Raw genomic sequence first — 20245 nt, 5'->3', positions numbered from 1 at the left:
CGCGACGAACGTGCACGGTTGGCGCTAGACTGGGTCTGCGCACGGCGAATCCGTTCTTCGTCCGACCGTGCGAGCTGGGTGTGTCGAACCCGTGCTCGCTCGCTGCTCGGTTCGGGATTCGTGCACCGCGAGCACCCGATCGATCCGGTGCCGCCGAGCGGTTTCGACCATCCGACGATGGTCGAGGGGCGTGCTGGAAACGGCCGGAATCGATTCCGCCCACACACTGGAGGACCATTGGCCCAGACGAGGCAGCGACAGCGTACGCGTTCGCGCGACGATGACGCACCGATCATCCCGATCCTCGCCCGCAAGGTGCGCGAGGTGGAGCAGAAGGCGCAGAAGGGCAAGCTCGGCCCGACCAACCGCACCAAGTTCCAGGTGATCGCACTGCTCATGCGCGAGGAACGCGCGAGGGTGAAGGCCGACAGCGAGGTGACGGATGCCGCGCGCGCCGAGCTGCTCAAGCGACTCGACGGCATCGCGCAGATTCTCGCGAAGACCGCGGCGCGCGACACGAGCCTCATCGCCCTGCTCGAGCCCGACGCCTCGATCTCCACCGTGGCCCAGCGGTTCCGCCGCGACTGGCTGCTCGAGTCGGGCGCGGAGCTCACGCCCGACGAGCTCATCATCGTTCGCGAGCCCGAGGCAGCGCCCGTGCTCAGCGAGAACCAGGTGATCCCGGCATCCGTTCGCTCGCGTCAGCTCGCGAACCCGTTCCTCCCGCCCGATTTCTCGAAACAGGGTACGCAGGTCGTACCGGTGCGCCGGCTCGCCAACTGGGAACTGCTGGGCCCGCTGTTCAAGTCGTTCGAGTCCGGCTCCGGTGGTCAGGCGGCGACGATGGAACTGCCCGAAGCGCCGAAGGTCGACCGGCTCGCGCCGCGCGGCCTCGAACTCATGAAGCACCAGTCGCGCTTCATCGAGAGCGCCCGCGAGGGGCACCGCACGTTCCTGCTCGCCGACGAGCCGGGACTCGGCAAGACGGCGCAGTCGGTGCTCGCGGCATCCGTCGCCGGTGCCTACCCGCTGCTCGCAGTGGTGCCGAACGTCGTGAAGATGAACTGGGCACGTGAGGTCGAGCGGTGGACTCCGCATCGTCGCGCGACGGTCATCCACGGCGACGGCGACACGCTCGACGCCTTCGCCGACGTCGTCGTCGTCAACTACGACGTGCTCGACCGGCACATGGCATGGCTGTCGACGCTCGGCTTCAAGGGCATGGTCGTCGACGAGGCGCACTTCATCAAGAACCTGCAGTCGCAGCGCTCGAAGAACGTGCTCGCGCTCGCCGATCGCATCCGCCGCGCCGCGCCCGGCGGCGACCCGCTGCTGCTCGCCCTCACCGGCACGCCGCTCATCAACGACGTCGACGACTTCCGCGCGATCTGGAAGTTCCTCGGATGGATCGAGGGCGACAAGCCCTCGCCCGAGCTGCTGGGCAGGCTCGAGAGCACGGGGCTCACGCCCGCTGAGCCCGGCTTCTACAGTGCCGCGCGCCGCGCCGTGATCGACCTCGGCATCGTGCGCCGCCGCAAGGTGGATGTCGCGGCCGACCTCCCGGCCAAGCGCATCGCCGACCTGCCCGTCGAACTCGACGACGAGCTCGGACGATCGGTGCGGGCGGCCGAACGCGAACTCGGCAATCGTCTCGCCGGGCGCTTCCGTGCGCTCGTCGAGGCACGACACCTGCGCGTCGGCGATCTCGACGAAGACCAGCGCGACCAGTTCATCCGTGCCGTCGCGAGCGCCGAGCTCGAGGAATCGAAGTCGACGAAATCGGGTGAGAACGTCTTCACGATGGTGCGTCGCATCGGCCAGGCGAAGGCAGGCCTCGCCGCCGACTATGCCGCCCAGCTCGCCCACTCGGTCGGCAAGGTCGTCTTCTTCGCCAAGCACATCGACGTCATGGACCAGGCCGAGGCCGCGTTCGCCGCGCGGGAGCTGCGCACCGTGTCGCTCCGCGGCGACCAGACCGCGCTGGCCCGCCAGGCCGCGATCGATGCCTTCAACAACGATCCCGACGTCGCGGTCGCCGTCTGCTCGCTCACCGCGGCGGGTGTCGGGGTGAACCTGCAGGCCGCATCGAACGTCGTGCTCGCCGAGCTCAGCTGGACGGCTGCCGAGCAGACGCAGGCGATCGACCGCGTGCACCGCATCGGTCAGGATGAACCGGTCACTGCATGGCGCATCATCGCCGCGCACACGATCGATGCGCGCATCGCCGAGCTCATCGACTCGAAGCAGGGGCTCGCCGCCCGTGCGCTCGACGGCAGCGACGTCGAGCCCGGTTCGGCGGATTCGGTGCAACTCGATGCGCTCCAGCACCTGTTGCGGCAGGCGCTCGACGGGGCATTGTAAACGAGCGCTGCGGGAAGTCGAGGTTCGCTAGACTTCCGGAGTCGTGCCTCGATGAAGCGGCTCCGGCGTCGTCACCCAGAGCGCCACGCCTCACCTGAGTACCAAGGAGTCCACGAGCATGAAGATCGGCATCCTCACGTCGGGCGGAGACTGCCCAGGACTCAACTCGGTCATCCGCGGCGCGGTGCTGAAGGGCGTCATCGCCCACGAGACCGAGTTCGTCGGGTTCCGCTGGGGATGGAAGGGGGTCGTCGAGACCGACCTCGTGCCGATCACCCGCCACGATGTGCGCGGCCTCGCCAAGCAGGGCGGCACGATCCTCGGCTCGAGCCGCACCAACCCCTTCGAAGGCGAGGGCGGCGGCCCCGAGAACATCCAGCGCATGCTCGACGCGCAGGGCATCGACGCCATCATCGCGATCGGCGGCGAAGGCACGCTGACCGCGGCGCGCCGCCTGCACGACGAAGGCGGCATCAACGTCATCGGTGTGCCGAAGACCATCGACAACGACCTCACCGCGACCGACTACTCCTTCGGCTTCGATACGGCGGTCGAGATCGCCACCGAGGCGATCGACCGCCTGCGCACGACGGCGGACTCCCACGGCCGCTGCATGGTGCTCGAGGTGATGGGCCGCCACGTCGGCTGGATCGCCCTGCATTCCGGCATGGCCGGCGGTGCGCACGCGATCCTCATCCCCGAGCAGCCGCAGTCGATCGAGCAGATCTGCGAGTGGGTCGAGTCGGTGCGCGACCGTGGGCGAGCACCGCTCGTCGTCGTCGCCGAGGGCTTCACCCTTCCGGGAATGCACGAGGCGCACTCTCACAAGGGCCTCGACGCCTTCAACCGGCCGCGGCTCGGCGGCATCTCGGAGCAGCTCGCCCCGCTGATCGAGGAACGCACCGGCATCGAGTCGCGTGCCACGGTGCTCGGTCACATCCAGCGCGGCGGTGCGCCCTCGGCATACGATCGCGTGCTCGCGACCCGTCTCGGCATGGCGGCCGTCGACGCCGTCTACGACCGGGCTTGGGGCTCGATGGTCACCCTTCGCGGCACCGACATCCGAACCGTCTCGATCGCCGACGCGGTCGGCACCCTGAACCGGGTGCCGCAGTCGCGATACGACGAGGCGAAGATCCTCTTCGGCTGAGCATGCTGCTGCCGCAGGTGTGCGTCTGCTACCTCCTGCGCGAGCGCGCGGGACGCGTCGAGGTGCTCCTCGGGCGCAAGAAGCACGGGCTCGGCACGGGCTACTTCGTCGCGCCGGGCGGCAAACTCGAAGCCGGTGAGTCGGCGACGGATGCCGCGGTGCGCGAGGTCTTCGAGGAATCGGGCCTCGTCGTGGTCGCCGCCGACCTCGAACCGCGCGGGCTGTTGAGCTATCACTTCCCGCACCGGGAATCGTGGAGCCAGGAGTCGAACGTCTTCGTGTGCCGCCGCTGGGCCGGCGAACCCGCGGGATCAGACGAGCTGGATCCCGAATGGTTCGACGTCCGCGACATCCCGCTCGATGAGATGTGGGACGACGCGAGTCGTTGGCTGCCCGGAGTGCTCGACGGGGGCACGGTGCGGCGCACGTTCGTATTCGGAAGTGACCTCGCCACGGTGGTGGAGGAGCGCAGTCCAGACGCGTAGTATCGATGGGTGCACGGCGGACCTGCTTCTGCAAGGCACATCTCCTGAACACCCGGTGAACCCCGCGTCACCCACCCCAGAGGTTGTTTTCACGTACGAAAGGCGCCGGTGGATCTCACCCTCATCGTCGTGCTGGTCATCGCACTGGCGCTCTTCTTCGACTTCACCAACGGGTTCCACGACACGGCCAATGCCATGGCGACCCCCATCGCCACTGGCGCGCTGAAGCCCAAGGTCGCGGTCGGCCTCGCCGCCATCCTGAACCTCGTCGGCGCGTTCCTCTCGACCGAGGTGGCCAAGACCATCTCGGGCGGCATCATCAAAGAGGGCGACGGCGGGGTGCTCATCACTCCCGAACTCATCTTCGCGGGCCTCATCGGCGCGATCGTGTGGAACATGATCACGTGGCTGCTCGGACTGCCGTCGTCGTCGAGCCACGCGCTCTTCGGCGGACTGATCGGTGCGGCGCTCGTCGGGTTCGGCATCGGCGCGATCGACTTCGCGGTCGTGATGTCGAAGGTCATCCTGCCGGCACTGCTCGCACCGCTCACGGCAGGGCTCATCGCGTTCGCCGCCACGAAACTCGCCTATGCCATCACCCGCCGCTACGACGGCAAGCCCGACGGGCGCGACCGGTTCCGCCATGCGCAGATCTTCTCCTCCTCGCTCGTCGCCCTCGCGCACGGCACCAACGACGCGCAGAAGACGATGGGCGTCATCACGTTGACCCTCGTCGCGGCCGGCCTGCAGCCGGCCGGCGCCGAGGTGCAGCTCTGGGTCATCGTCACCTGCGCCATCGCGATCGCCCTCGGCACGTACATGGGCGGCTGGCGCATCATCAAGACCCTCGGTACCGGCCTCACCGATGTCAAGCCCGCCCAGGGCTTCGCCGCGGAGACCGCGACCGCCGCGACGATCCTGGCGTCGAGCCACGTCGGCTTCGCGCTGTCGACCACGCAGGTCGCGTCGGGTTCGGTCATCGGCTCCGGCCTCGGCCGTCGGGGCTCGAAGGTGCGCTGGCGCACGGCGGGTCGCATCGGCGTGGGCTGGCTCCTGACCCTGCCCGCCGCGGGCGGCGTCGGTGCACTCGCTGCGGTCGTCGCGCACCTCGGCGTCGTCGGAATCATCATCGACACGATCGTCGGCGTCGCCGTGATCGCGGGCATCTTCCTCTGGTCGCGCCGCAACGAGGTCTCGCACCACAACGTGGTGAGCGAGGTGGCGCATTCGGGCCGAGCCGTCAAGATCAAGCGCAACCCGAAGCCGAAGAAGAAGGTGTCGTCGTGATCGACATGCTCGCCTTCCTCCTGGTCTTCGTCTCCGCGATGATCGCCACGGTCGTGGTCGTCTCCGCCTACTCCCTCGGCGTCAGGCTGCTGACGTACTCCGGGCGCACGCCCATCGTGACGCCGGCCGAGTTCACCGACGCGATCACCGTGGTGACGCCGGCCGAGATCCGCCAGGCCGAGAAGCGGGCGGCCAAGGCGGCCAGGAAGAGCCCGTTGAGCGAGGGGCAGAAGCGCGCGGCGTTCGTCGGTGCGTGGGCGTGTTTCGCTCTCAGCGGCATCGCCGTGATCTTCGGCATCTACCTGATCGTCGGCGAGCACATCATCAAACTGTTCAGCTGAGCAACTCGAGTCCACCCGTCGTGCCGTCGACCGGCGCGTCCCTCATCGAAGGTTCCCGGATGACCACCGAAACAACCCCGAGCGCGCACACCGAGCCGACCCCCGGCGCGTCTCCCGAAGCGTCGCAGCAGAGCAAGCAGCCGCGGCATCCCGTCGATCGGTTCTTCGAGATCACCAAGCGCGGCTCCACCGTCGCGACCGAGGTACGCGGCGGCATCGTCACCTTCGTGACGATGGCCTACATCGTGATCCTCAACCCGATCATCCTGTCGGCGGGCATCGACATCGACGGCGACCAGCTCGGGTTCGCTCAGGTCTCGGCCGTCACGGGCCTGACCGCCGGCGTCATGACGATCCTGTTCGGTCTCGTCGCCCGCCTGCCGTTCGGCTTCGCCGCGGGGCTCGGCATCAACTCGTTCCTCGCGGTCTCCGTCGTCGGCCAGGTCACCTGGCCCGAGGCGATGGGACTCGTGGTCGTCAACGGCCTCATCATCGTGCTGCTCGCGGCCACCGGCCTCCGCCGCCTGATCTTCAACGCCGTGCCGATCCAGTTGAAGCTCGCGATCACCGTCGGCATCGGTCTCTTCATCGCCTTCATCGGATTCGTGAACGCGGGCTTCGTCACCACGACCGGCGCATCGTCGCCGCCCGTCGGTCTCGGTGTCGCGGGTTCCGTCGCAACCGTGCCGACCCTCGTCTTCATCTTCACCCTGCTGCTCACGGGCATCCTCATGGCGCGGAAGGTCAAGGGCGGCATTCTCATCGGCCTCGTCTCGGGCACGGTGGTCGCGGTCGCCGTCGAGGCGATCTGGGACCTCGGGCCGATGTTCGCAGGCGAGGAGTTCAACGCGGGCGGCTGGAGCCTCTCGGTTCCCGAGTTCACCGGCTCGATCGTGAGCCTGCCCGACCTCTCGCTCGTCGGCCAGGTCTCGTTCGGCAGCTTCGAACGCATCGGCGTGCTCGCGGCCGTCATGCTCGTCTTCACGCTCGTCTTCACGAACTTCTTCGATGCCATGGGCACGATGACCGGGCTTTCGAAAGAGGCTCAGCTGGCCGACGCGAAGGGCGACTTCCCCCGGCTGAAGTCCGCGCTGATCGTCGAGGGCGTCGGCGCCGTCGCGGGCGGCTACGCCTCGGCATCGTCGAACACGGTCTTCATCGAGTCGGGCGCGGGCATCGGCGAAGGCGCGCGCACGGGCCTCGCGAACATCGTGACGGGCCTGCTGTTCCTCGCTGCGATGTTCTTCACGCCCCTCGTCTCGATCGTGCCGACCGAGGTGGCCTCCGCCGCACTCGTCATCGTGGGTGCGCTCATGATGGCCCAGATCAAGCACATCGACTTCACCGACTTCTCGGTGCTCCTGCCGGTGTTCCTCGCGGTCACCGTCATGCCGCTCACGTACTCGATCGCGAACGGCATCGGCGCGGGCTTCATCGCCTGGGTCGTGGTTCGTTCGCTCTCCGGCAAGGCTCGCGAGATCGCCCCGCTGCTCTGGATCGTCGCAGCGGGCTTCCTCCTCTTCTTCGCTCGCGGTCCGGTCGAAGCGCTCTTCGCCGGCTGAGCGGCGTCGGCGGTACAGGAACCGTCAGGTGCTATCCGGGGGATAGCCCCATACCGAGTGCTCCGCCGCCTCCGTACGTTGGAGATACGCCCGACATGGGCGTCCACACGAACAGGAGAGCATCACCATGACCACGGTCACCGACACCGCAACCCAGGCGCCGTTCGTGGAGTCTCGCGGGTTCAGCATTTCGAGCCTCGTACTCGGCCTCGTCTCCATCGTCGCGAGCGCCACCTTCTTCGTGCCGGTTGCGGGCCTCGTGCTCGGCATCCTGGCGCTCGGTCGTGAACCCGCGTCTCGCACCATGGCCATCTGGGGCATCGTGCTGAACGCCGTCATGCTCGCGGGCACCGCGCTCGTCACGCTCGGCGCATTCGTCTTCGGACTCGCGATGCTGCCGTTCTCGTTCCTCTAGCGCGCAGCCGGACTGGGCCGGCCGCCGCGTTGCAACGCCATCGCCTCACCGCGTTCGTCGCGTCGCTCGGGCGGCGATAGGCTCGGATTCGAGTACGAGCGCGGTGATCCCGCGCAGACCCCAGGCGATGGAGCCGGTTGCGGGGGCGTCGACACCCTCGACGTCCACTCGCGCGCGACTCCGTGGAGGAAGAGATGCACGAGCCCACCGAACCCGTCACCGACCCCATCGACGCGGCGCAGATCGACGCGGCACAGACAGACCCGACGCTCCTCGAAAGCGCTGCACAGCCGCCGACCCGCACCGAGACCGACTCGCTCGGTGCGGTGGAGGTGCCGGCAGACGCCTACTGGGGCGTGCACACGATGCGTGCACTCGAGAACTTCCCGATCTCCAAGCGCCCGATCTCGGTCTACCCCGACCTCATCGTGGCACTCGCCTCGGTCAAGCAGGCCGCCGCGCGTGCCAACCGCGAGGTCGGCGTGCTCAGCGACCAGAAGGCCGCATGGATCGACGACGCGTGCCAGCGCATCATCGAGGGCGAGCATCACGAGCAGTTCGTGGTCGGCGTCATCCAGGGCGGCGCGGGCACCTCGACGAACATGAACGCGAACGAGGTCATCGCGAACCTCGCGCTCGAGATCGCGGGCTACGGCAAGGGCCGATACGACGTGCTGCACCCGATCGACGACGTCAACCGCAGCCAGTCGACGAACGACACCTACCCCACGGCCGTCAAGCTCGCGATGACATTCTCGCTCACGACGATGCTGCGTGAACTCGACCTGCTTCGCGTCGCGTTCGGTCGCAAGGGACACGAGTTCCACGAGGTGCTGAAGGTCGGTCGCACCCAGCTGCAAGACGCGGTGCCGATGACGCTCGGCCAGGAGTTCCACAGCTTCGCGACGACGCTCGGCGAAGACCATGAGCGGCTCTCCGAAACGATCAAGCTCCTCTCCGAGGTGAACCTCGGCGCGACCGCGATCGGCACCGGCATCACCGCCGACCCCGGTTACGCCGCCGCTGTTGTGCGGCACCTGAGCGCCATCACCGGGCTCCGTCTCGTGTCGGCGCCCGACCTCATCGAGGCGACGAGCGACACCGGCGTCTTCATGACCTTCTCGAGCGCGCTCAAGCGCAGCGCGATCAAGCTCTCGAAGATCTGCAACGACCTGCGCCTGCTCTCGTCGGGTCCGCAGGCGGGGTTCGGCGAGATCAACCTGCCTCCGAAGCAGGCCGGGTCGAGCATCATGCCGGGCAAGGTGAACCCGGTCATTCCCGAAGCGGTCAGCCAGGTCGCCTATGCGGTGGCCGGGGCGGATGTCACGGTGATGATGGCCGCCGAGAACGGTCAGCTGCAGCTGAACGCCTTCGAGCCGGTCATCGCGCACTCGCTCCTGCAATCGATCACGTGGATGCGCCAGGCCTGCTGGACGCTGCGAGTCAACTGCGTCGACGGCATCACGGCCAACGTCGCTCGCCTCGATGCGATGGTCGCCTCGAGCGTCGGTGTGATCACGGCACTCATTCCGTTCATCGGGTACGTCGCGGCATCCACGCTGGCGAAACTCGCGCTGACGACCGGCCGGCCCGTCGCCGATCTCGTGGTCGAAGCAGGGCTCATGAGCCGCGAGGCCGTCATGGCGCAGTTGCAGCCCTCGAAGCTCTCTGGCATCCGCCCGATCACGATGGCGATGCCGCTCGTCGACCTGAAGGGCGAACCGAGCGAGTGAGGTCGGTCAGACGACCTTGCAGTGCGTCGAGAGCGACCCGATGCCCTCGATGCTCACCGTGACGGTCGATCCGTCACGCAGGAACACCGGGGGCTTGCGGGAATAGCCCGCACCACCGGGGCTGCCGGTTGAGATGAGCGTGCCGGCGGGAATCGTGGCCGACCGCGAGAGCAGCGAGACGATCTCGGCGACGCTTCGCACCATGTCGGCGGTCGAGGCGTCTTGCATGATGGCGCCGTCGAGGTTCGTGGTGAGCCAGAGGTTCTGCGGATCGGGGATCTCATCGGCCGTGACGACCACGGGCCCGGTGGGGGTGAAGCCGTCGAACGACTTGCAGCGTGACCATTGCGCCTCGCTGAACTGGATGTCGCGTGCCGTGATGTCGTTCACGACGGTGTAGCCCCACACGTGGTCGAGTGCGTCGCGCGCGTGCACACCGCGAGTGGGTCGCCCGATGATCACGCCGAGTTCTGCCTCGTAGTCGACCTGGGTCGAGAGGTCTTCGGGCCAGGTCGTCGTAGCGCCGTGCGCCGCGAGCGAGTTCGGCCAGAGCGAGAAGATCGTCATCGCCGTCTCGGAGCGGAGCTTCAGCTCGGAAGCGTGCGCGGCGTAGTTCGCACCGATCGCGATGACCTGTGCCGGGCGCAGCACGGCCGATGAGTGCCGGAGGGCGGCCACCGGCGTCAGTTCGGCGCCGAGTGAGACGGCCGTGTCGACGACGGTGCGCACCTCGGTGAGGCCGTCGGAGCCGCGCTCGATGAGATCTTGCAGGTCGCGCGGCGACCGTTCCATGAACTCGTCGAGGAAGAGTGCGGACTCGGAGATCACAGCCGCGAGTCGAGGGGTGGTCTGGCCTTCGACTCTCAGATGCGCGAACTTCACCTCTTCAGGCTATCGGGAGGCGCCGCGGCGTCTGTGTGCACGACGTACAACGAACACCGACGGATGCACCGTCACGTCGACAATCGAACGATCATGTGGATGGTCGGGACCGCCCGTCGCGGCGAAACCGGAGGTGTCAGACCTGTGTGCCCGCGGCGCGCCACAGGTGCATCGAGGCATAGCTGCGCCACGGTGCCCATCGCGCCCCGAGCGCGGCGAGTTCGGCGGCCGCTGACGGCAACCCCATGCGTTCGGCGCCGCTCCGCAGTGCCAGATCGCCCGTCAGGAGCACATCGGGTGCGCGGGTCACTCGCATCGCGACGTAGCCGGCCGTCCACGGGCCGATGCCGGGCACCACGAGGAGCTCGGCCGCCAGCTCGTCACGTTCGCATTCGGCGGCGACGACGAGCGAGCCGGACTCGAGTCGCGCCGCGACATCGAGGATGGTGCGCACGCGCGCTGCCGGCCCCTTGAGCACGGCATGACCGTGCTCGGCGATCGCCGCCGCCGACGGGAACAGCGTCGTGGGCGCATTGTCGGCCGGCCACGCCGACGTACTCGGCATCGAAGGGCTCTGCGTCGACGTGCTCGGCGGCGCCACGCGCTCGCCGAGTTCGGCGGCGAGCCGGGCGAGCGTCGTGCGGGCCGCCTTCACCGAGACCTGCTGCCCGACGAGAGCGCGGAAGACGAGTTCGTGGGGATCGAGGCACCCGGGCACGCGGATGCCGGGAGTCTCGGCAACGGATGCGGCGAGCGCGGGGTCTTTCGAGAGCGCCGCGTCGATGGCCACGGCGTCGGCGTCGAGGTCGAAGAGTCGGCGCACCCGAGCGACGAGCGGTGGAAGGTCGGCGAGCGTGGCGAGGCGCGCCTCGACCTCGATCGCGGGCGACTCGGCGGCGGCGGACGCGGTGAAGGCGACGATGCCCGGGCCGCCCGGGAGGCGAAGGGTGCGCGCATAGCGGAGGTCGCCCGCGCGCTCGACACCGTCGAGGGCTCGAGCCGCGAGCCAGCCGAAGACGCCCGCAGCGTCGAAGGGCGCGCGAGCCGGCAGGCGAAGCCGCACGACCCCGCCATCGATCGCCGCGCCCGGTTCATGGTCGGTCGTCGTTGCGCGCCGCTCGCGCAGGCGCGCGGCTGCACGGAGTTCGAGCGGGCTGCGCTCGTAGACCTCGCGCACCGTGTCGTTGAACTGGCGGATGCTGCCGAACCCCGAGGCGAAGGCCACATCGGCCGCAGGCAGTGCGGTCGAGGTGAGCAGGGCCCGCGCGGTCTGTGCCCGATGGGCGCGTGCCAACGCGAGCGGCCCCGCGCCGAGCTCGGCCGTGAGCACGCGAGTGAGGTGACGCGGGGTATAGCTCAGCCGTGCGGCGAGCCCGGGCACCCCCTCGCGCTCGACGACGCCGTCGGCGATGAGACGCATGGCGCGGGCCGAGAGGTCGTCGCGCAGGTCCCACTGGGGAGAGCCGGGCACCGCGTCGGGCAGGCAGCGCTTACATGCCCTCAGCCCCGCTTCGTGCGCGGCCGCTGCGGTGAGGTAGAAGCTGACGTTCGACGGCTTCGGCGCGACCGCCGGGCAGCTCGGCCGGCAGTAGATGCCCGTCGAATGCACTCCCGTGATGAATTGCCCGTCGAAGCGGGCGTCGCGCGCCTGCATCGCCCGGTAGCGCTCTGCGAAGACGGGGTCGTCGAGTGGGTCGCCGAGCGAGTCGCCGAGCGGGCGGCGGGCGGTCGCGGTGCTGGTCATGCCTCCACCCTCGCATGCGCCGCCGGCATCGACCAGCGGGAATCGGACATCACCGAGCGGCAGTCGGCGCGTTCGACGCCTCCTATGGTGGAGAGATGCAGAACGCCGTCGTCACCCTCTTGCGCACGGCGATCGGCGATGCCGTCTCCACCCTGCCGGCCGATCTCGATGCGGTTCGTGAAGATCGCTCGGGCCGGCGCAGCGTCACGCGGCCGATTGCGCTCGTGCACGCGACATCCGTTGCCGAAGTGCAGGCCGTCATGCGCGTCGCCGACGAGACCGGCACCGCCGTCGTGCCGCGCGGCGCCGGCACGGGCCTCGCCGGCGGGGCCATCGCGAGCCCCGGCGCGATCGTGCTCGACGTGTCGCGCATGAACCGCGTGCTCGAGGTCTCCGAGGCAGACGAACTCGCCGTCGTCGAGCCGGGCGTGCTGAACGGTGACCTGAACGATGCGCTCGCCCCGCTCGGGCTCTGGTTCGCGCCCGACCCCGCGAGTCGCGCGATCTCGTCGATCGGCGGCAACATCGCCACCAACGCCGGCGGGCTCCTCTGCGCCAAGTACGGCGTCACGCGCGAGGCCGTGCTCGGCCTCGCCGTCGTGCTCGCCGACGGTCGACTGCTGCGTACGGGCCACCGCACCGTGAAGGGCGTGACGGGGTACGACCTCACGGCGCTCCTCACCGGCTCCGAGGGCACACTCGGCATCATCGTCGAGGCGACCGTGCGGCTGCGGCCGATCACGCCGGGCGAGACGGTCACCGTCGCGGCGGTGTTTCCCGACGTCGAGTCGGCGGCCGCGGCATCCGCAGCCGTCACCGCCGCGCGACTGCGCCCGGCGGTGCTCGAACTCATCGACTCGGCGGGGCTCGCTCGCATCGCCGCCCATCTCGGGGCGCATGGGCTCGCGGGCACCCCGCTCGAGTCGCTCGCGCCCGCCGAGACCTTCCTCCTCGCCCAGAGCGACGACGCCGGCGCCGCCGGCGAGGCTGAGGCGATCGCACGTCTGTTCACGGCCGCGGGCGGCCGGGTCAGCCGATCAGCGGATGCCGCGATGGGCGACCGCCTGCTCGGCATCCGTCGTGCCATGCACCCGGCGCTCGCGGCGTCGGGGCAGGTGCTCATCGAAGACGTCGCCGTGCCACGCTCCCGGCTGCCGCAGATGTTCCGTGCAATCGAGGAGATCGGCCGCCGGTACGGTGTCGAGATCCCCGTCGTCGCGCATGCCGGTGACGGCAACCTGCACCCGAACTTCGTGTTCACGGGCGAGGAGGTGCCCGCGCACGTCTGGGCCGCGGCCGACGAGATGTTCCGCACGGCGGTCGCACTCGGCGGCACGCTCACGGGCGAGCACGGCGTCGGCATCCTGAAGCGGCGCTGGCTCGCCGACGAACTCGGTGACGACTCCTTCGAGTTGCAGCGGGGCATCAAGGCGCTCTTCGATCCGAAGGGCATCTTCAACCCGGGGGTCATGTTCGAGGCGCCCGACGCACCCGCTCGATAGGCTGCCCCGGTGACCTCCGGCGCCCAGCAACACGGCCAGAACCCTGCCCCGAGTCCTGCCCAGAACCCTGCCCAGAACCCGTCGCCCACGCCGCCGATCTGGAACGCCCCGCCGAAGTCGCGCGGCGGCGGACTGGCGTTCGCGATCGTCGGCATCGTGGTCGCCGGACTCGTGGCGCTCCTCGTCATCGCCTACCTGGCGAGCGGCCTGGGCGTCCCGACGCTCCTGATCGGATCGCTCCTCGCGCTCGTGCCGCTCGCGCTCGTGCTGCTCGCCGTGCGCTGGGTCGACCGCTGGGAGCCCGAACCGCGCTGGGCGCTCTGGTTCGCCTTCCTCTGGGGAGCCGCCGTCTCGGTGGCGATCGCCCTCGTCGTCGACCTCGGCGTGCAACTCGCGATGGCGTTCGCCGAAACCGGGGGCACCCCCGATGAGGCGTTGCAGGCCGTCGTGCAGGCGCCGATCGTCGAGGAACTCGCGAAGGGCGTCGGCGTGCTGGCGATCTTCGCCTTCTCGCGCTCCCACTTCGACGGACCCGTCGACGGGCTCGTCTACGCCGCGACTGTCGCCGCGGGTTTCGCGTTCACCGAGAACGTGCTCTACTTCGGCGCCGCGCTCGCCGAGGGCGGCGCGCAGACGCTCGGAGCAACCTTCGTCGTGCGGGGCCTCTTCTCCCCGTTCGCCCATGTGCTCTTCACGGTGTGCACGGGACTCGCCATCGGCATCGGCGCCCGGCGCGGCGGGGGAGTCGGGGTCGTCGGATGGTTCCTGTTCGGCCTCCTCGGCGCGACGCTGCTGCACGCGCTCTGGAACGGCTCGCTCACCTTCGCCGACGATGCGATCGGCCTCTACTTCACCGTGCAGGTGCCGATCTTCATCTTCGCCGTCGTGATCACAGTGCTCCTTCGCCGCCAAGAGGTGCGAGTCACCCGGCGCCGGCTCGCCGAGTATGCGTCGGCCGGATGGTTCAGTGCCGCCGAGGTCGAGATGCTCGCGACTCCGGCCGGGCGGCGGCAGGCCAAGGCGTGGGCGAAGATGCAGACCCCGGCGCGTACTGCGGCCATGCGCAAGCTCATCACGGATGCCACGCATCTCGCGTTCACCCGCCAGCGCATCGCCGCCGGGCTCGCGAAGGACGCCACCTTCGCCGAGGAGCAGGGTCTGCTCGCCGCGGTCGTCGAGGATCGTCGGATCCTGCTGAGTTGAGGCATCCGCTTCTCGCGACCAAGGCACGGCGCCAGAGAGCACGGCGCAAAAGAAACTCGCCGCCCGGTGGTGTGGCAATGCCGACGACTCGACTGGGCGGCGAGTTCTAGGACTTCAGACTGCAACGTGTTCGCAGTGAGCGCAAGAGGAAGGTGGACGGGTGTCCACGTTTGCGGCTGCGCGGTGAACCTGCTCAACTGGACGCATGACCGATACGAACAGCAAGCCCGAGATCGACGCTCCCGAGGGGCCGGCTCCCATCGAGCTGGTGATCGAAGACATCGTCGTGGGCGACGGTGTCGAGGCTCAGCCGGGCTCGACCGTCGACGTGCACTACCTCGGCGTCGAGTACGACAGCGGCGAGGAGTTCGATTCCTCGTGGAGCCGCGGCCAGTCCATCAACTTCCCCCTGCAGGCGCTCATCAGCGGCTGGCAGGAGGGCATCCCGGGCATGAAGGTGGGCGGTCGTCGCAAGCTCACCGTGCCCCCGCAGCTCGCCTACGGCCCCGCCGGCGGTGGCCACCAGCTTTCGGGAAAGACCCTCGTCTTCGTGATCGACCTGCTCGGCGTGAGCTGACGGCACGAACCGTGAGTGAAGGCCGCCGGCGAATGCCGGCGGCCTTTCTTCATGCACCGATCTTCATGCACCGGGTCGATTACGATCGGGAGAACCTGCCGAGGTGCCGACCGGCGCCGCCGGTTCCGAGCAGAAGGACACGATGACGTGACCCGGTTCAGATCGCCCGTCTTCGCGTTCGCCCCGTACCTCGCGCTCTCGGTCGTGCACCTCGTGCTCCTCTACATCGGCCCGGCTTGGAGCGTGACGGCGACCAAGGCGATGCTGATGCCGCTCCTCGCCCTCGCGGTCGTGCTCTGCGTTCGCCCGGTCGGTTCGCGCGACCGCCGTGCGCCGGCGTCGCTGCTGCTCGCCGCCATCGCGTTGTCGTGGGGCGGCGACGTGCTGCTCTCCTTCCCGGGTGACGGATGGTTCGCGGCGGGCCTCGTCTCGTTTCTCCTCGCGCACGTCGCCTACATCGTGCTCTTCCTGCGGATGCCTCGTGTCCGTCGTCACCCGCCGGCATGGTCGTACGCCTACTGGGCGTGGATGATCGTCGTGCTCGGACTCCTCCTGCCGCATGCGGGTTCGCTCGCGGTGCCGCTTGTGCTCTACGCGGCGGCGATCGGAATGATGGCGGTGTGTGCGTCCCTGCACACGAGGTGGATCGCGCTCGGCGGCGCGTTCTTCATCGCCTCGGACTCGGTGCTCGCCCTCGGGCGGTTCCTGCCCGGCTACGAGTTCGTCGCGCACGACTTCGTCGTCATGTCGACCTATCTCGCGGCGCAGGGACTCATCGCCTGGGGCGCTGTGGCGGCGATTCGCGCGGGCCGCGCCGTTTCGGATCCGTCGTCTCCTGCACTCGATCGACGAGCTGGCGCCACGGCCCCGTGAGCTGTCGCTCGGCGAGGGTCGCCTCGTGCGGCTCGCAGCGGATGTCGTAGACGAAGCGGTCGGGCTCGGGCGGCAGCGGTGGCGTCTCGCCCCACGGGATCTCGTCGATGAGGATGTACCACTCGTCGGGATCCGGCTGCTCGTCGACGCGAACCTCCCAGGTGAGCCTCATGCCGGCGATGCCGCCGCTGCGGGACACGATGACGTCCATGGGCCGATGCTACTCCCGCCTCGAAGACCGAGTCGTGCCCACGTCGGTGGCCATGACCGTGGCCGCGTCGGCCTACTCGCGCGGCACCTCGATGCCGACCGCCGACCAGCCGCCGGCGACCGCGCGCTCCTCGCCGCTGTCATTGCCGAAGCGCTCACGCGCGGCCCGCACGGTCTCGGCGGCGAAGAGTGCGAAGTCGGCATCGGCGGGGAGTCGCCCAGAGGTGAGCACGTCGTACCAGATGCGCCCGACGTGCTCCCACGCGAAACCGCCGAGCTCTCGTGCGGCGAGCGCGAACGCCCGGTTCGGAATGCCCGAGTTCAGGTGCACGCCGCCGTTGTCGTCGACGGTCTCGATGTAGTCGCGCATGTGGGCGGGCTGCGGGTCGCGGCCGAGTACGTCGTCGTCGTACGCCGTGCCGGGCTCGAGCATGGAGCGCAGCGCTCGTCCCTGCACCTCGTCGGTGAAGATGCCCTCGCCGATGAGCCAGCTCGCCGCCTCGACGTCTTGCCCGAGGGTGTACTGCTCGACGAGTGCGCCGAAGGCGTCGGAGACGTGCTCGTTGAGCGCGCCGCTCTGCCCCTGGTAGCGCAGCTTCGCCGTGTGCTCGGTGACGCCGTGGGCGAGTTCGTGGCCGATGACCGTCAGCGAATCGGTGAAGCCGCGGAAGATCTCGCCGTCGCCGTCGCCGAACACCATGCGCTCGCCGTCCCAGAAGGCGTTGTCGTAGTTCTTGCCGAAGTGCACGGTCGCCTCGAGCGGCATGCCGGCGCCGTCGATCGAATCGCGGCCGAAGACGCGGTCGAACATGCGATGCGTGTCGCCGAGTCCGTCGTAGGCGTCGTCAACGGCCTCGTCGCCGGTGGCGCGCTGGCCCTCGCGACGCACGAGGCGACCCGGCAACGTCTCTCGGCCCTCTGCGTCGGAGATGCGGCGGTCGGGCTTCGACGGGACGTCGGGCAGCACGCTCGGAAGCTCGGGCAGAGGGTCGATGCCGAGGGGTGCGGGAGGCTCGCGCAGCAGGGTGCGCCGCGCAGCTTCGGCCGCGAGCGGGAACCGCGGGGCGGCGAGCTGAGCGATGCGGTCGAGGAGGTAGGGAGGCACGATCTGCTGCATGGCTCGATCGTCGCACCTGCCGGCGACATGAGCCATGCGACGCGCCCGCACCCGCGCCCGTAGGCTGGACGTGTGACGACCACCCCGCTCCTCGGCCTCCTGCTCGACGTCGACGGCCCCATCGCGAGCCCCGTGACCAGGTCGATCGCGATCCCGTCGATCGCCCGCGATCTCGCGGCGCTCGCGAACGCGGGCAACCCCGTGATCTTCAACACGGGCCGCTCCGACGCGTTCATCGCCGAGCAGGTCGTGCCGCCGCTCCTCGCCGCCGGACTCGAGCCGGACGCGCCCGTCTGGGCGATCTGCGAGAAGGGTGCCGTCTGGGCCGCGATCGACCGGGGCGGGCTCGGCGAGGTCTTCGTCGACCTCGATCTCGCGATGCCGACCGACTTCGCCGCCGAGATGCGCGACTACGTCGAGGAGCATTTCGACGAGTTCGGCTTCTTCGACGACACGAAACGGGCGATGGTCTCGGTCGAGCAGCACGTGCATGTGGCATCCGCCGACTATCTCGGCGCCCAGCCGCGTTTCGACGCGCACGCGCACGAGTCGCTCGCCGCTCGCGGCTTCGGCACCGTGCGGGGCGTCGACGAACGACCGGATGCCGCGGGGCGCGTGCACTGGCGCATCGATCCGACGATCATCTCGACCGATGTCGAGTCGGTGCGGCTCGGCAAGGACCTCGGGGCCGCGCGGGCCATCGAACTGCTCGAGGAGCGAGGCATCCGCCCGCAGCACTGGCGAACGATGGGCGACTCGCGCGGCGACTACCGCATGGCCGACTGGCTCTTCGAACGCGGTGAGCGCGTGAAGCACATCGACGTGCGCCCGGCCGAGGGCATTCCGGCGACCGACTATCCGGTGCTCACCGCGGGTGAGCTCATCCACGACGAGGCCGGTGCGGCGTTCCTCTCCCGGTGGGCAGCGGCGTCCACGCGCGGCGATCTCGGCGACGACGAGTAGCGGGCTGCAGATGTCGCGCACGAACGATCCGACACCCGGCGCCGCGGCATCCGTCGACATGGCCGCCCTGCGGACGCATCCGATCGCCCTCGTGCCCGCCCTGCTCGTGTGCGGGGCGGCGGTGCTGCTCTTCGGCTTCATGGTGCCGATCGCGGGCTACGCGATGCTCGCCGCCGGTCTCATCGCCGCATGGCTCTGCGACCGCTCCGGCCGCACCGAGCGCCTCGCGGCCGACCTCGCGCTCATCGCCGTCGGCCAGGTCATCATCTCGACGGTGTCGCTGAAGGCCGACCTCAGCGACGAGGGCATGGTGCGGTTCGCGGTCGTGCTCGGGCTCGCCGTGCTCGTGCCCTATGTCATCTCGAGGTTCGTCTACCGCGAGCGGACGATCACCTTCCCGTGGCGCACAGGCAAGCGCTGGAACCGCACGCAGTGGCTCTACCTGATCTTCGTGACGCTCGCGGGCTGGCTGATCCTGCCGTTCTACTTCATCACCTCGGGCGTCTACCAGAACTGGCCGACGGTGACCGAGCCGGACTCGATCGGCCGCCTCCTCGTCGGCGTGATCGCCGTCGGCACGTGGGACGAACTCTTCTTCATCTGCACCGTCTTCGTGCTGCTGCGACGGCACTTTCCGTCGTGGCAGGCGAACCTGCTGCAGTCGATCGTGTTCGTGTCGTTCCTCTGGGAGCTCGGCTACCAGTCGTGGGGACCGCTGCTCACGATCCCCTTCGCCCTCATCCAGGGGTACACGTTCAAGCTCACGAAGTCGCTCACCTATGTGTTCGTCGTGCACATGCTCTTCGACGCCGTCGTGTTCGCCGTCATCGTCTACGCGCACACGGGGTGGCCGGCGATCTTCCTGCTGACGCCGTAGGTTCTGGGGCAGCCGGATCCCATCGGCCGGCGAACTGGCCGCCGGCCGATGGTCGAAGCTCAGTAGCCGACCGCGGCGAGCCCGGCGTTGGCCTGCTCGGGGGTGTACTGGCCGCCGTACTCAGAGGTCAGCTGCTCGAACAGCCCGTCGCGTGAGAACCCGGTCAGGTCGAGGTACTGCTGCGCGGCCTTGGCTGCCTGTGCGTTGTAGTCGATGGCGAGGTAGTCGACCGCCCACGTTGCCGTTTCAACGTCGTACCCGGATCCGTACTCGGAGGTCATCTGGTCGATGAGCCCCTGCCGAGAGAAGGGCATGTAGGCGATATAGTCTCCAGCCGTCTTCAGCGCGTTCTGCTGAGCGAGCGTGAGTTTCGGCTTCTCGGTCGCGTCGATGGTGACGGCAGTGCCCGCTTCGACGACGGTGCCGGCGGCGGGCACGGTGCCGTTCACGGTGGCATCGCCCGCAGTGGCATAGCTCGCCTCGAGGCCGAGCGATTTCAGTGCGGCGGCGGCATACTCGGCGGTCTGCCCGGTGTAGTCGCCGATCGTCACCATCACGGGCTCAGCCGAAGGCTCGGGCTTTTTCGCTTCGGCCGGCTGAGCTCTGGTGGTGGCTACCGATGGCGTCGGGGCGGCCGTGTCGGAGCGGTTCGCGTTGCCGATCGCGCCGATGCCGCCGATCACGGTGAGTACGGCGACGACGCCGATCACGATCCACGCCCACACCGGCAACGTGCGGCCTTTCGGCGGCTGGGAATGCTCCGTCGGCTCGGGCGAGGTGGGCTGCCCTGTACCGAAACCGGCACCGGGCACGGGCACCCATTCAAGGGTGCCGGATTCGGTCTGTGTGAGGCGGTGGCCGTTGACCTCGTCGCCGACGACGTGCTGCGGCTCGGGCTGGGGGTTCTGCGTGTCGGTCATGTCGTTCTCCTGGGCGCACGCCCGCTGTGTCAGCATCCAGATC

General features: G+C 69.1%; 19 protein-coding genes. 14 read left to right on the top strand and 5 right to left on the bottom strand.

The window, feature by feature from the left end; all coding sequences use genetic code 11:
* Positions 1-177 precede the first annotated feature (177 nt).
* From FHG54_RS12010 to FHG54_RS11975, 8 genes are all read left to right on the top strand, one after another.
* Entirely contained in the window at positions 178-2361 is a 2184-nt protein-coding gene (locus tag FHG54_RS12010; RefSeq protein ID WP_139417480.1) for a DEAD/DEAH box helicase, read from the top strand.
* A gap of 118 nt (positions 2362-2479) precedes the next feature.
* Positions 2480-3511 (top strand): 6-phosphofructokinase, encoded by a 1032-nt coding sequence (locus FHG54_RS12005; protein WP_139417479.1) that lies wholly within the window; start codon positions 2480-2482, stop codon positions 3509-3511.
* Between the two features lie 2 nt (positions 3512-3513).
* Positions 3514-3996, top strand: a complete 483-nt coding sequence (locus FHG54_RS12000; protein ID WP_139417478.1) for an 8-oxo-dGTP diphosphatase — start codon at positions 3514-3516, stop codon at positions 3994-3996.
* A gap of 108 nt (positions 3997-4104) precedes the next feature.
* Positions 4105-5283, top strand: coding sequence for an inorganic phosphate transporter (locus tag FHG54_RS11995; protein WP_139417477.1), 1179 nt, complete (start codon positions 4105-4107; stop codon positions 5281-5283).
* Between the two features lie 5 nt (positions 5284-5288).
* On the top strand, positions 5289-5624 hold the full coding sequence (locus FHG54_RS11990) for a peptidase (protein ID WP_139418434.1): 336 nt from the start codon (positions 5289-5291) through the stop codon (positions 5622-5624).
* A gap of 59 nt (positions 5625-5683) precedes the next feature.
* Positions 5684-7186 carry an NCS2 family permease gene (locus tag FHG54_RS11985; RefSeq protein ID WP_139417476.1) on the top strand — a complete coding sequence of 501 codons (1503 nt, stop codon included), beginning with the start codon at positions 5684-5686 and terminating at the stop codon, positions 7184-7186.
* Between the two features lie 127 nt (positions 7187-7313).
* A complete protein-coding gene (locus FHG54_RS11980) occupies positions 7314-7601 on the top strand; it encodes a hypothetical protein (RefSeq protein WP_139417475.1) in 288 nt (95 codons plus the stop codon).
* Positions 7602-7795: 194 nt separating this feature from the next.
* Positions 7796-9334 carry an aspartate ammonia-lyase gene (locus tag FHG54_RS11975; RefSeq protein ID WP_139417474.1) on the top strand — a complete coding sequence of 513 codons (1539 nt, stop codon included), beginning with the start codon at positions 7796-7798 and terminating at the stop codon, positions 9332-9334.
* A gap of 6 nt (positions 9335-9340) precedes the next feature.
* Here the strand turns inward: FHG54_RS11975 and FHG54_RS11970 are convergent, their stop codons facing one another.
* Both FHG54_RS11970 and FHG54_RS11965 read right to left on the bottom strand, forming a co-directional pair.
* On the bottom strand, positions 9341-10216 hold the full coding sequence (locus FHG54_RS11970; RefSeq protein WP_210415429.1) for a fumarylacetoacetate hydrolase family protein: 876 nt from the start codon (positions 10214-10216) through the stop codon (positions 9341-9343).
* A 136-nt stretch (positions 10217-10352) separates the two neighbouring features.
* Entirely contained in the window at positions 10353-11870 is a 1518-nt protein-coding gene (locus FHG54_RS11965) for a DNA-3-methyladenine glycosylase 2 family protein (RefSeq protein ID WP_233437914.1), read from the bottom strand.
* Between the two features lie 185 nt (positions 11871-12055).
* Between FHG54_RS11965 and FHG54_RS11960 the strand changes: the two genes are divergently transcribed.
* The 4 genes from FHG54_RS11960 (at position 12056) to FHG54_RS11945 (ending at position 16115) form a co-directional block, all read left to right on the top strand.
* Positions 12056-13462, top strand: coding sequence for an FAD-binding oxidoreductase (locus FHG54_RS11960; RefSeq protein WP_139417472.1), 1407 nt, complete (start codon positions 12056-12058; stop codon positions 13460-13462).
* A 9-nt stretch (positions 13463-13471) separates the two neighbouring features.
* On the top strand, positions 13472-14665 hold the full coding sequence (locus FHG54_RS11955) for a PrsW family intramembrane metalloprotease (protein WP_139417471.1): 1194 nt from the start codon (positions 13472-13474) through the stop codon (positions 14663-14665).
* Between the two features lie 205 nt (positions 14666-14870).
* Positions 14871-15242, top strand: a complete 372-nt coding sequence (locus FHG54_RS11950; RefSeq protein WP_139417470.1) for an FKBP-type peptidyl-prolyl cis-trans isomerase — start codon at positions 14871-14873, stop codon at positions 15240-15242.
* 147 nt (positions 15243-15389) lie between these two features.
* Positions 15390-16115 (top strand): lysoplasmalogenase, encoded by a 726-nt coding sequence (locus tag FHG54_RS11945; RefSeq protein WP_168197169.1) that lies wholly within the window; start codon positions 15390-15392, stop codon positions 16113-16115.
* Here the strand turns inward: FHG54_RS11945 and FHG54_RS11940 are convergent.
* Positions 16015-16326, bottom strand: coding sequence for a protealysin inhibitor emfourin (locus FHG54_RS11940; RefSeq protein WP_139417468.1), 312 nt, complete (start codon positions 16324-16326; stop codon positions 16015-16017). The genes FHG54_RS11945 and FHG54_RS11940 overlap by 101 nt on opposite strands.
* Before the next feature lie 72 nt (positions 16327-16398).
* Positions 16399-17442, bottom strand: coding sequence for a M4 family metallopeptidase (locus FHG54_RS11935; RefSeq protein ID WP_233437762.1), 1044 nt, complete (start codon positions 17440-17442; stop codon positions 16399-16401).
* Between the two features lie 72 nt (positions 17443-17514).
* Here FHG54_RS11935 and FHG54_RS11930 point away from each other — a divergent pair, with 72 nt between their 5' ends.
* On the top strand, positions 17515-18405 hold the full coding sequence (locus FHG54_RS11930) for a hypothetical protein (protein WP_168197168.1): 891 nt from the start codon (positions 17515-17517) through the stop codon (positions 18403-18405).
* A gap of 10 nt (positions 18406-18415) precedes the next feature.
* The gene (locus FHG54_RS11925; protein WP_420837414.1) at positions 18416-19282 is read left to right on the top strand and encodes a CPBP family intramembrane glutamic endopeptidase; all 867 of its coding nucleotides are present in this window, start codon (positions 18416-18418) and stop codon (positions 19280-19282) included.
* A 59-nt stretch (positions 19283-19341) separates the two neighbouring features.
* Here the strand turns inward: FHG54_RS11925 and FHG54_RS11920 are convergent, their stop codons facing one another.
* A complete protein-coding gene (locus tag FHG54_RS11920) occupies positions 19342-20202 on the bottom strand; it encodes an Ltp family lipoprotein (protein WP_168197167.1) in 861 nt (286 codons plus the stop codon).
* Positions 20203-20245 lie beyond the last annotated feature (43 nt).

Source organism: Agromyces laixinhei (assembly GCF_006337065.1).
Classification (GTDB): domain Bacteria; phylum Actinomycetota; class Actinomycetes; order Actinomycetales; family Microbacteriaceae; genus Agromyces; species Agromyces laixinhei.
This window is presented reverse-complemented; position numbering and strand designations above follow the sequence as displayed.

What these genes read in the sequence shown, in the direction of transcription:
- FHG54_RS11940 (WP_139417468.1), bottom strand. Translation starts at nt 16,326, where the DNA reads ATGGACGTCATCGTGTCCCGCAGCGGCGGCATCGCCGGCATGAGGCTC.
- FHG54_RS11980 (WP_139417475.1), top strand. Translation starts at nt 7,314, where the DNA reads ATGACCACGGTCACCGACACCGCAACCCAGGCGCCGTTCGTGGAGTCT.
- FHG54_RS11990 (WP_139418434.1), top strand. Translation starts at nt 5,289, where the DNA reads ATGCTCGCCTTCCTCCTGGTCTTCGTCTCCGCGATGATCGCCACGGTC.
- FHG54_RS11985 (WP_139417476.1), top strand. Translation starts at nt 5,684, where the DNA reads ATGACCACCGAAACAACCCCGAGCGCGCACACCGAGCCGACCCCCGGC.
- FHG54_RS11925 (WP_420837414.1), top strand. Translation starts at nt 18,416, where the DNA reads ATGTCGCGCACGAACGATCCGACACCCGGCGCCGCGGCATCCGTCGAC.
- FHG54_RS11960 (WP_139417472.1), top strand. Translation starts at nt 12,056, where the DNA reads ATGCAGAACGCCGTCGTCACCCTCTTGCGCACGGCGATCGGCGATGCC.
- FHG54_RS11950 (WP_139417470.1), top strand. Translation starts at nt 14,871, where the DNA reads ATGACCGATACGAACAGCAAGCCCGAGATCGACGCTCCCGAGGGGCCG.
- FHG54_RS11935 (WP_233437762.1), bottom strand. Translation starts at nt 17,442, where the DNA reads ATGCAGCAGATCGTGCCTCCCTACCTCCTCGACCGCATCGCTCAGCTC.
- FHG54_RS11975 (WP_139417474.1), top strand. Translation starts at nt 7,796, where the DNA reads ATGCACGAGCCCACCGAACCCGTCACCGACCCCATCGACGCGGCGCAG.
- FHG54_RS12005 (WP_139417479.1), top strand. Translation starts at nt 2,480, where the DNA reads ATGAAGATCGGCATCCTCACGTCGGGCGGAGACTGCCCAGGACTCAAC.
- FHG54_RS11965 (WP_233437914.1), bottom strand. Translation starts at nt 11,870, where the DNA reads ATGCAGGCGCGCGACGCCCGCTTCGACGGGCAATTCATCACGGGAGTG.
- FHG54_RS12000 (WP_139417478.1), top strand. Translation starts at nt 3,514, where the DNA reads ATGCTGCTGCCGCAGGTGTGCGTCTGCTACCTCCTGCGCGAGCGCGCG.
- FHG54_RS11920 (WP_168197167.1), bottom strand. Translation starts at nt 20,202, where the DNA reads ATGACCGACACGCAGAACCCCCAGCCCGAGCCGCAGCACGTCGTCGGC.
- FHG54_RS12010 (WP_139417480.1), top strand. Translation starts at nt 178, where the DNA reads ATGGTCGAGGGGCGTGCTGGAAACGGCCGGAATCGATTCCGCCCACAC.